A 10,066-nucleotide genomic window follows, 5' to 3' on the forward strand; every position below is an offset into this window, starting at 1 on the left:
GGGAGCACGAGAGGACCCGCGTGAGCGACGAGACCACCCCCCAGACCCCGGACGAGCCCGTCGAGGGCGCCCCGACCCCGCAGACCGGCCTGGACATCGAGGTGGAGCACTACGTGCTCCCCGAGGGCGCCGCCGACAAGGTCGAGCCCGTCGACCTCGAGTCGGAGATGAAGCGCTCGTACCTGGACTACGCGATGGCCGTGATCGTCGGCCGCGCGCTGCCGGACGTGCGCGACGGCCTCAAGCCCGTGCACCGTCGCGTGCTCTACGCGATGTACGACGGCGGCTACCGCCCGGACCGCGCGTTCAACAAGTCCGCCCGCGTGGTGGGCGACGTGATGGGCAACTACCACCCGCACGGCGACACCGCGATCTACGACGCCCTCGTGCGCCTCATCCAGGACTGGGTCCAGCGCTACCCGCTGGCGCTCGGCCAGGGCAACTTCGGCTCCCCGGGCAACGACGGCGCGGCCGCCCAGCGCTACACCGAGACCAAGATGGCCCCGCTGGCCATGGAGATGGTCCGGGACATCGACGAGGACACCGTCGACATGCAGGACAACTACGACGGCAAGCAGCAGGAGCCCGTCGTCCTGCCCGCCCGGTATCCGAACCTGCTGGTCAACGGCTCCTCGGGCATCGCCGTCGGCATGGCCACGAACATCCCGCCGCACAACATGCGCGAGGTGGCCGCGGGCGTGCAGTGGTACCTCGAGCACCCCGAGGCCACCCGCGAGGAGCTGCTCGAGGCGCTCCTGGCCCGCGTGCACGGCCCCGACTTCCCCACGGGCGCCCAGATCCTGGGCCGCAAGGGCATCGAGGAGGTCTACCGGACCGGCCGCGGCCCCATCACCATGCGCGCCGTGGTCAACGTGGAGGAGATCCAGGGCCGCACGTGCCTCGTGGTCACCGAGCTGCCCTACATGACCAACCCGGACAACCTCGCCGCGAAGATCGCGGAGATGGTGCGGGACGGTAAGATCAACGGCATCGCGGACATGCGCGACGAGACCTCCGGCCGCACCGGCCAGCGCCTGGTGATCGTGCTCAAGCGCGACGCCGTCGCCAAGGTGGTGCTGAACAACCTCTACAAGCACACCGAGCTGCAGTCGAACTTCTCGGCCAACATGCTCGCGCTCGTGGACGGCGTGCCGCGCACCCTGTCCCTGGACGGCTTCGTGCACCACTGGGTGAAGCACCAGATCGACGTGATCGTGCGCCGCACCGCGTTCCGCAAGCGCAAGGCCGAGGAGCGCGCGCACATCCTGCGCGGTCTGCTCAAGGCCCTGGACATGCTGGACGAGGTCATCGCGACCATCCGCCGCTCGGCCTCGGCGGACGTGGCCCGCGAGGCCCTCAAGGAGCTCCTGGACATCGACGACGTCCAGGCCCAGGCCATCCTGCAGATGCAGCTGCGCCAGCTCGCTGCCCTGGAGTCCCGGAAGATCCAGGACGAGTACGACGACCTCATGGCGAAGATCGCCGAGTACAACCGGATCCTGGAGTCCCCGCAGCGTCAGCGCGAGGTCATCTCCGAGGAGCTCGCCGAGATCGTGGCCAAGCACGGCGACGACCGCCGCACCGAGATCATGGCCGGCTTCGACGGCGACATGTCCATCGAGGACCTGATCCCCGAGGAGGAGATGGTCGTCTCCATCACCCGCGGCGGCTACGTCAAGCGCACCCGGATCGACCAGTACCGGTCCCAGGCGCGCGGCGGCAAGGGCGTGCGCGGGGCGACGCTGCGCGGCGACGACGTCGTCGAGCACTTCCTCACCGTGTCCACGCACCACTGGCTGCTGTTCTTCACGAACTTCGGCCGCGTGTACCGCATCAAGACGTACGAGCTGCTCGAGGCCGGCCGCGACGCGAAGGGCCAGCACGTGGCCAACCTGCTCGCGTTCCAGCCGGACGAGCGGATCGCCCAGATCCAGCCGCTCGTGGACTACGGCCGGGCCCCGTACCTCGTGCTCGCCACGCGCGGCGGCCTCGTGAAGAAGACGCCGCTGCTGGACTACGACACGAACCGCACCGCCGGCCTGATCGCGATCAAGCTGCGCGAGGGGGACGAGCTGGTCTCGGCCCGCGTGGTCTCACCCGACGACGACCTCATCCTGATCTCGCACAAGGGCCAGTCCCTGCGGTTCACCGCCACGGACGAGGCGCTGCGTCCCATGGGCCGTGCGACCTCGGGCGTGACCGGCATGAAGTTCCGCGACGACGACTCCCTGCTGACGATGGACGTGGTGGAGGAGGACGGCTACGTCTTCACCGTCACGGACGGCGGCTTCGCCAAGCGCACCCACGTGGACGAGTACCGCCTGCAGAACCGCGGCGGCCTCGGCATCAAGGTCGCCAAGCTCGTGGACGACCGCGGCGAGCTCGCCGGCGGTCTCGTGGTGCGCGAGGACCAGGAGGTCCTCGTGGTGATGGCCTCGGGCAAGGTGGTGCGCTCCGCCGTCGCCGGCGTGCCGGCCAAGGGCCGCGACACGATGGGCGTGATCTTCGCCAAGCCGGACAAGCGGGACCGGATCGTCGCCGTCACCCTGAACAATGAGCAGGAGATGGAGGCGAAGGCGGACGCCGAGGCCGAGGCGGGGCCGGATGTACCCTTGGACGCAGACATCGACCCGACCGACCCCGTAGCCGCACCGGAGGACGCCCTGACGCAGGACGCCGGTGAGGGTGCAGACGGAGGAGAGCAGTGAGCACGTCCGCGTCGTCGCGTCCCGGCCAGGGGCGGAGCACCGGGAAGGCCGCCGAGCCGCGGTCCGGCCGCCCGGTGCGCAAGGCCAGCGGGTCCTCGCAGGAGGACCTGGTCCGCGCCGTCCCGAAGGCCAAGGTGCGCCGCGCCCGCCTGGTCCTGACCCGGGTGGACCCGTGGTCCGTGCTGAAGCTGGCGTTCCTGCTCTCGGTGGCGCTGGGCATCCTCACGGTGGTGGCGGCGGTGGCGCTGTACTCGCTGTCCGACGTCCTCGGGATCTTCGACAGGGTCAACGACGTGATCGGCACCGTGCTCGGCTCCGAGGCCGGGCGCTACACCGTGGCGTCCCTGGCCCCGCTGAGCACCGTGACCTCGCTGGCCACCGTGCTGGCCGTGGTCAACGTCATCCTGCTGACCGCCCTGGCCACCGTGGCCGCGCTGCTCTACAACCTCTGCGCGAGCCTCGTGGGCGGCCTCGGCGTCACGCTGACGGACGACTGAGCAGACCCTCGACGACGCCCCGCGCGGATTTGCGCGGGGCGTCGGCGTTCCTGTACAGTCATCTCCTGTTGTGAACGGCGTCAGCCGTGAGCGACGGTGAGGGCGTATAGCTCAGGCGGTTAGAGCGCTTCGCTGATAACGAAGAGGTCCCAAGTTCAAGTCTTGGTACGCCCACTCCCACCACACAGAGCCCCGGTCCGCTGGGGCTCCGTTCGTCTCCGGAGGTCTTCCCATGGGTCGACTGGCACGCGTGGCCCTCGTGGTCAGCGCCGCGGCAGCCGCCTATGGGGCGCGTCTCTGGCGGGAGAACAGTGCGGGGAAGGACGTCTGGGCCACGGCCACGGACGACCTGCCGGAGGACGCCGACGGCGTCGAGCCGGCACCGGAGGACTGACCGGTCCTCACGGGGGCATGGCGCAATTGGTAGCGCACCTGCTTTGCAAGCAGGGGGTTAGGGGTTCGAGTCCCCTTGCCTCCACCGAAGAAGGGCCCGGGAGTCGTGAGACTCCCGGGCCCTTTCGTATGCCCAGGGTGGCCGCCGGCGCCGGCACCGTGGGCAGAAACCGGCGACCCGGGGGCTCCTGGGGCACAAACCGCAGGACTTCGGGCCCCGTGGGCAGAAGAGAGGGCGTTTCTGCCCACGGAGGGACGGGGATGGCCTGCCCCGAACCCCCGCCGCCGGACCCGCCCACCGTGCCCGCCGTCGTCGTGCGTGGTGTTGGATGGTCCGGTGAACACCACCATCGACACCCCGTCCCCCGACCGACCCGCCTCTGGGCAGGGCACTCCGGCCTACGCCCGGGTGCCCGCGAGCTACTACGACATCTTCGTGGGCGTCTTCATCGCCCTCCTGATCCTCTCCGGCGTCACCGCGGCCAAGCTCTTCTACGGCCCCACCGTCCCGGTCATCTCGGACCTCTTCTACGACGGCGGCCCCCTCATCTTCGACGGCGGCGCCTTCCTGTTCCCGTTCGCGTACATCGTCGGCGACATCCTCGCCGAGGTGTACGGCTGGCGCCGGGCCCGCCGCGCCATCGTCCTCGGCTTCGCGATGCTCGTGCTCGCCGCCCTCACCTACACAGTGGTCTCCTGGACCACGCCCGTCGAGGGCTTCGAGGTGTGGGACCAGGCCCTCGCGCCCATGCTGCGGATCACCGTGGCCGGCTTCGTCGCGTTCCTCGTGGGCTCCCTGCTCAACGCGTCCATCGTGGTCCGCCTCAAGGAGCGCATGAGGGAACGGCACGTGGCGTTCCGGCTCATCCTCTCGACCGTGGTCGGCCAGTTCTTCGACACCCTGATCTTCTGCACCATCGCCTACGCCGGCACCATCTCGCTGCTGGAACTGGCGAACTACACGGTGACCGGCTTCGCGTACAAGACGCTCGTGGAGATCCTCATCGTGCCGGTGACCCTGCTCGTCATCCGCGCCCTCAAGCGCCGGGAGCCCACCTACCGGGCGCCCGGCTTCGAGATCCACCGCGACGAGAACCCCGCCGTCGCCCCGGCCGCGTCCCGCTGACCCGCGCGGGCCCCGGCGTCGGCCGTGCCGGGGCCCGTCCGTCGCGCGCACCCCGCCCACGGGCTACCGTCGGTGCCATGGGCAAGGACCTCTTCGAGCACGAGCAGCAGCAGACCCTCAGCCGCGAGCAGGCCGCCGCACGCCTGCGCGACCTCGCCGACCAGCTCTCCCGGCAGAACGAGGTGCGGATCGAGCACGGCGGCCGCGACGTCGTCGTCACCGTCCCGGACCGCGTGGGCCTCGAGGTGGATCTCGAAGTCGAGGACGGCGGCGACGCCGAGCTGGAGATCACCCTCAGCTGGTGACCGGCCCCGGGCCGGCCGCCGTCGCCACCCCGTGCCTCAGAACGTCCAGGGCTCCCCGGGGGCCAGGCGCCGGTAGTCGGTCACGCCCTCGGCGAGACCCGAGAGCACCCGATCCACCACGCCCTTGCCGTCCTCGCTGAGGATGCCGTCGTGGATGGGGCGGGTGTGCGTCGCCGCGATGGCCCGCATCTGGTCCACCACGTCCGCGATGCGCAGCCACGGCGCCGCGGCGGGCAGCAGGAGCACCTCGACGTCGGCGTCCGGCACCGTGAACGAGTCGCCGGGGTGCAGCACGGCCCCGTCCACGAGATAGGACACGTTCACCGGGCGCGGCACCTCGGCGTGGATCACCGCGTGCTCCCCGCCGAGCACCTCCACCCGGAAGCCGGCGGCCTCGAACGTCTCCCCGGGCACGGCCGTGTGCACGTGTCCGGCGTCGAGCCCCGCCTCCGCCAGCGGCCCCGTGAGGTCCCGTGGCGCCCACACGTGCGTCTCCGTGCCGGCCAACGCCCGGGCCAGCTGCTCGGGGACCACGTGGTCCGGGTGGCCGTGCGTCACGAGGACGGCGTCCGCGCCGTCCAGGACCGCCGCGTCGCTGAACGCGCCGGGGTCGAACGCGAGGCGCCGGCCGGCCTTCTCGAGGCGGACGGCCGAGTGGCCGAAGAGGGTCAGGGTCGTGCTCATGCAGATCACTCCTCCGCCCGGCGTCGGGATCCCGGGCGCTCCCAGCCTCCCGCGCGCTCCCGGCGGTGGACAAGGCCCGCGCCCCGTTCGACGGCGGCCCACCGGCTCCCGCCCCGACCTGCGCCCGGACGCGCGCCGGCCCGCGCCCCCTCGGTCCTGCCGAGGATGCGCGGGCCGGGCGCAGTCCGCTGCGCGCTCAGGGCGCGGGGGAGCGGGTCAGCGCTGCTGCCCGGGCTGGACGCCCAGCACCTTCGCGTTGGCGGCGGCCACCGGGTCCGGCGTGGCGGTGTCCACCCGCACGCCCTGGCCCGCCGCGGCCGAGCCGGCCTCGGCCACGACCTTCTGCTGCTGGGCGTAGGGGTTGTTGGCCTCCACCACCGGGATGTTCGCGGTGATCGGGCCCGGGACCGGGGCGGTCCACGGATCCTGCACCGGCTTGGTCAGGCGCCACAGGGCGAAGCCGGCGCCGGCGGCGGCGGCCGCCATGCCCGCGACGATCCAGGAGCGGCCGCCCGAGCGGGAGGCCCGGCGACCGGCGGCACGGTTCAGGTCCTTCTCGGCGGCGCCGGCGTACTGCTCGGCACCCTGGCGCAGGCGCTGCACGATCGCCTTGTCCCCGGTGAGCTTGATCAGGGCCTGCTCCAGGGCGTCCGGGACCTCGACGTCGTGGGCGGTCTTGCGGGCGTGCGCGGCGCCGTCGGCCAGGCGGGCGGCGGCCACGGGGAGGACCTCCTCCTTGCGGCGCTGGGCGTAGTCGCCGGCGTCGGCCAGGCGGGCCTGCACCTGCGGGGCCACCTTCCCGCCCTGCTCCTGCAGCGCGGACAGACCCGTGGCGAGGAGACCGGCGAGGGTCAGGCCGCCCGCCGCGGCGGCGTCCTTGGCCTGACCGGCACGGTCGCTGAACAGGGCGGCGGACCGCTGCGCGTCCTTACGGGCGCCCTTGGCGGCCTTCTTCGCGTCCTTGCGCAGGCCCTTGGCGGCCTGGCGGCCGTCCCGGCGCAGCTGCTTGGCCTTGCGGCCCCCACGACGGCGGCCCTTCTTCGCGGCCTTCTCAGCGTCCTTGCGCGCCGCGGCGAACTGCTGCTGCACCTCGTGGCCGGCGTCCTGCGCCTGGGCCTGCAGGTGCTCGAGGAAGTCCTGGACGGTGTCCACGCCCTTGGCGACGGCGGGGGCCAGCAGCCCGTACTGGTGCGCGACGGCCTCGCCGGCCTTCCGCGCCCCGCGCTCGACCACGGGGCCGTACTCCTTCTTGGCGTCCTGGGCCTTGCGGCGGCCCTCCTCGGCCGCGGCGGAGCCGCCGATCAGCCCGTAGGCCGCGGCCACCTCGCTCCAGGCGCGGGTGGACTCCACCTTCGGGGCGGCCCAGTGGCGCAGGTTCTCCGCCTGGCGTGCGACGAACGCGTTCGCGCCGCCGTCGTGCTGGATCTCGTCGTGCAGGGTCGTGCGAGCCATGTGATGCCTCCCGTGGGTTCTGGATGGTCGTTGAACGCGGTGGTCCTCGAGGCCCAGCCTAGTGGCCGACCCCCGCCGTGGCACGGGTCCCGGCACGCCGGGAGTGCGTACGCCGATCGCGGAAGACCCGCCCCCGGACGGCGGGATCCGGACGGCCCGCCGCCGCGGATGGAACAATGGGGCGCATGGCGAACAAGACGCACACCGCGACCATCCACACGAACCACGGCGACATCGTCGTCGAGCTGTTCGGCAACCACGCCCCGAAGACCGTGAAGAACTTCGTGGGTCTCGCCACCGGCGAGCAGGAGTGGACCCACCCGCAGACCGGTGAGAAGAACAACGGCGCCCCGCTGTACTCCGGCACCGTGTTCCACCGCATCATCAAGGACTTCATGATCCAGGGCGGCGACCCGCTCGGCATGGGCATCGGCGGCCCCGGCTACCAGTTCGGCGACGAGATCCACCCCGAGCTGCAGTTCGACCGTCCCTACCTGCTGGCCATGGCCAACGCCGGCCCCGGCACCAACGGCTCGCAGTTCTTCATCACCTCCGTGCCCACCGGCTGGCTCAACGGCAAGCACACCATCTTCGGCGAGGTGAAGGACGAGGCCTCCCAGAAGGTCGTGGACGAGCTCAACGCCGTCGCCACCGATCCCCGTGACCGTCCGCTCGAGGACGTCGTCATCGAGTCCATCGACATCGACGAGGCCTGAGCAGCCCCTCGGTGAGCACCACCCCCTCTGACCCGCACGGCCCGGACTCCGCGGACGGCACACCCCCGGTGTGCCCGCGGCATCCGGGCCGTGCGGCGTATGTGCGCTGCACCGTGTGCCGGCGCCCCGCGTGCCTCCACTGCCAGCGTTCCGGCTCGGCGGCCGGACCGGTCTGCGTGGACTGTGCGTCCGGCGTCGTGGCCGGTCCCGGTCCGACGGCGGCTCCCGCTGCCGGCGCCGCCGCGACGGTCCCGGCCCGACGGCGGACGGGCTTCGCCGCCTCGCCCGTCACCTGGATCCTGCTGGCGGTCACGGTGGTGGTCTACGCGGCGCAGTGGATGACCCGGGATCAGGCGTCCGGCGTGACCGAGGCGCTCTGGTACGCCGGGCTCTACACGTCCCCGTACGGCATGGAGCCGTGGCGGATGGCCTCCTACGCGCTCGTGCACGACGTCTCCGGCCCCACGCACCTGCTGCTGAACATGCTCGCGCTGTGGGTGATCGGGCGCGTGCTCGAGCCCGCGCTGGGCTGGTGGCGGTTCCTCGCCCTCTACGTGCTCTCCGCCGTGGGCGGCGCGGTGTTCGCGCTGTGGGTCTCGGACCCGCTGCAGCCCGTCGTCGGGGCGTCCGGCGCCGTGTACGGCATGTTCGCGGCCCTGTTCCTGCTCACCCGGGTGCGGGGCGGGCAGGTGCGCTCGATCGCCGTGCTGATCGGCCTGAACCTCGTGTTCTCGTTCCTGCTGCCCGGGGTGGCCTGGCAGGTGCACGTGGGCGGGCTGCTGACGGGCGCGGTCGTCGCCGTCGTGTTCTCCCTGGCCGGCGGGCTGCGGCCCGGCCGCGCGCGCGTGCCGTCCGTGGGCGCCCAGGCAGCCGGCCTCGTGGTCGTGGCGGCGGCGCTGGCGGCGCTCACGGTGCTCGGCGCCGCACGGGTCACGGTGGCCGGCCTGCTCGGCTAGATGTATGAGGCCAGGAGGTTGTTGACGCGAATTGGCACGAGCGTGGCCGGCGGCTGACCGTCCGCGGCACCGTGCGGGCGGTGGTAGTTGTAGTGCAGGTTCCAGCGCTCGAGGGCGTTGGCGCGTTCGTCTTCTGAGGTCCATGTCCGTGCATAGAGGAACTCTTCGGCAAGGATCCGGTTGTACCGCTCGATCTTTCCGTTGTGGCGGGGCGTGTAGGGCGTGATCCGTTGGTGCCGCGACCCGGCCAGTGCATCGGCGAACGCTGAGGCGCGGTAACAGGATCCGTTGTCGGTCACGATCCGTTCGATGTGCGTGATGCCATGAGCCGCGAACCATGCCCGCGCTCGCGCGAGGAACGCAACGGCCGTCGCGGCCTGCTCGTTCGGCAAAGCCTCGGTGTACGCGAGGCGTGAGTAGCCGTCAATCGCTGAGTGGAGGTAGACGTAGCCGGCTCGCGTGCCGCGGGTTTTCGTCCGCGCGACGGCGCGAGCTTCCGGGCTGTCCTTGCCATGAGCCCGCCATCCGCCGCCATCGGGGATTCGGCCGACCTTCTTGACGTCCAGGTGAACCATGTGGCCGGGGCACCGAGCGACAATCTTCCTCGCTTCGCGGTTACTTTCCCCGGTCGGGTCGATGAAGCGGCGCCGGTTGAGCTGCAGGTCGGTGAGGATGCGACTCACCGTGCGCCGACTGATCTGAATGCCGACCTGTTCGAGCTCGAACGTGATCCGAGCCGCTGACCACTTGTGCTCGCGCCGCATGCGTTCGACTTCGCGAACAACGACGTTGGGGGTGGCTGTCGGGGATTGCTTAGGCGTCGATGAGCGGTCGAGCAGACCGACCTCACCGAACTCACGATGGCGATGGACCCACTTTGACGCGGTAGCGCGGGAGATTCCCATCTCAGCTGCCACGTGAGCGATCGGCCGGGTCTTGCAACGCTCGACCAGCCGCCGACGTCCCTCGACTGACAGTGGCGAGTTGCGGTGAGTCATGCACGTCCTTCGAAGAATGTTCCAGTCGAGTCGCTGAGTCCCGGACCAAGCCCCCCATTCAGCCGTCGGCTACTGACCCTCGTGGTCGCCGCCTGACACGCCGAGGGTCAAGCCCCTCGTGATGGTGTAGCGGTCTGATCCTTCATGGGGGTCAGGCGCTGAGGCCGAGGGTGAGTTCGGTGTCGGGGTCCACCTCGTCTCCGGTGTTGGTCACGGTGGTGAGCCTGCAGC

At 71.3% G+C, this 10,066-nt stretch carries 10 protein-coding genes and 2 tRNA genes; 9 read left to right on the top strand and 3 right to left on the bottom strand.

Going from position 1 to position 10,066, the window contains the following annotated elements:
• Positions 1-20: 20 nt before the first annotated feature.
• From gyrA to J1M37_RS11210, 7 genes are all read left to right on the top strand, one after another.
• Positions 21-2,708, top strand: a complete 2,688-nt coding sequence (gene gyrA, locus J1M37_RS11180; RefSeq protein ID WP_102708249.1) for a DNA gyrase subunit A — start codon at positions 21-23, stop codon at positions 2,706-2,708.
• The gene (locus J1M37_RS11185) at positions 2,705-3,205 is read left to right on the top strand and encodes a DUF3566 domain-containing protein (RefSeq protein ID WP_010079768.1); all 501 of its coding nucleotides are present in this window, start codon (positions 2,705-2,707) and stop codon (positions 3,203-3,205) included. Before gyrA ends, J1M37_RS11185 begins: the two co-directional genes overlap by 4 nt.
• Positions 3,206-3,305: 100 nt before the next feature.
• Positions 3,306-3,379, top strand: a tRNA-Ile gene (locus tag J1M37_RS11190).
• 58 nt (positions 3,380-3,437) lie between these two features.
• Complete coding sequence (locus J1M37_RS11195; RefSeq protein ID WP_020624432.1) at positions 3,438-3,599, top strand: hypothetical protein; 162 nt, start codon at positions 3,438-3,440, stop codon at positions 3,597-3,599.
• Between the two features lie 11 nt (positions 3,600-3,610).
• A tRNA-Ala gene (locus J1M37_RS11200) sits at positions 3,611-3,683 on the top strand.
• 252 nt (positions 3,684-3,935) lie between these two features.
• Positions 3,936-4,724: a queuosine precursor transporter gene (locus J1M37_RS11205; RefSeq protein ID WP_206452667.1), complete on the top strand. Its 789-nt coding sequence runs from the start codon at positions 3,936-3,938 to the stop codon at positions 4,722-4,724.
• 77 nt (positions 4,725-4,801) lie between these two features.
• Positions 4,802-5,029 carry an amphi-Trp domain-containing protein gene (locus J1M37_RS11210; protein WP_206452668.1) on the top strand — a complete coding sequence of 76 codons (228 nt, stop codon included), beginning with the start codon at positions 4,802-4,804 and terminating at the stop codon, positions 5,027-5,029.
• A gap of 36 nt (positions 5,030-5,065) precedes the next feature.
• On the opposite strand, the gene J1M37_RS11215 is transcribed toward J1M37_RS11210, so the two are convergent.
• Positions 5,066-5,713 carry an MBL fold metallo-hydrolase gene (locus tag J1M37_RS11215; protein ID WP_020624435.1) on the bottom strand — a complete coding sequence of 216 codons (648 nt, stop codon included), beginning with the start codon at positions 5,711-5,713 and terminating at the stop codon, positions 5,066-5,068.
• Between the two features lie 216 nt (positions 5,714-5,929).
• A complete protein-coding gene (locus tag J1M37_RS11220) occupies positions 5,930-7,165 on the bottom strand; it encodes a hypothetical protein (RefSeq protein ID WP_206452669.1) in 1,236 nt (411 codons plus the stop codon).
• 185 nt (positions 7,166-7,350) lie between these two features.
• Here J1M37_RS11220 and J1M37_RS11225 point away from each other — a divergent pair, with 185 nt between their 5' ends.
• Both J1M37_RS11225 and J1M37_RS11230 read left to right on the top strand, forming a co-directional pair.
• Positions 7,351-7,881: a peptidylprolyl isomerase gene (locus J1M37_RS11225; RefSeq protein WP_010079725.1), complete on the top strand. Its 531-nt coding sequence runs from the start codon at positions 7,351-7,353 to the stop codon at positions 7,879-7,881.
• A 197-nt stretch (positions 7,882-8,078) separates the two neighbouring features.
• Complete coding sequence (locus tag J1M37_RS11230) at positions 8,079-8,837, top strand: rhomboid family intramembrane serine protease (RefSeq protein WP_342345150.1); 759 nt, start codon at positions 8,079-8,081, stop codon at positions 8,835-8,837.
• Here J1M37_RS11230 and J1M37_RS11235 read toward each other — a convergent pair.
• Positions 8,834-9,835 carry an IS481 family transposase gene (locus J1M37_RS11235; protein WP_145950735.1) on the bottom strand — a complete coding sequence of 334 codons (1,002 nt, stop codon included), beginning with the start codon at positions 9,833-9,835 and terminating at the stop codon, positions 8,834-8,836. The genes J1M37_RS11230 and J1M37_RS11235 overlap by 4 nt on opposite strands.
• Positions 9,836-10,066 lie beyond the last annotated feature (231 nt).

The sequence above is a fragment of the Micrococcus sp. KRD012 genome (genome assembly GCF_017168555.1).
GTDB lineage: Bacteria > Actinomycetota > Actinomycetes > Actinomycetales > Micrococcaceae > Micrococcus > Micrococcus luteus.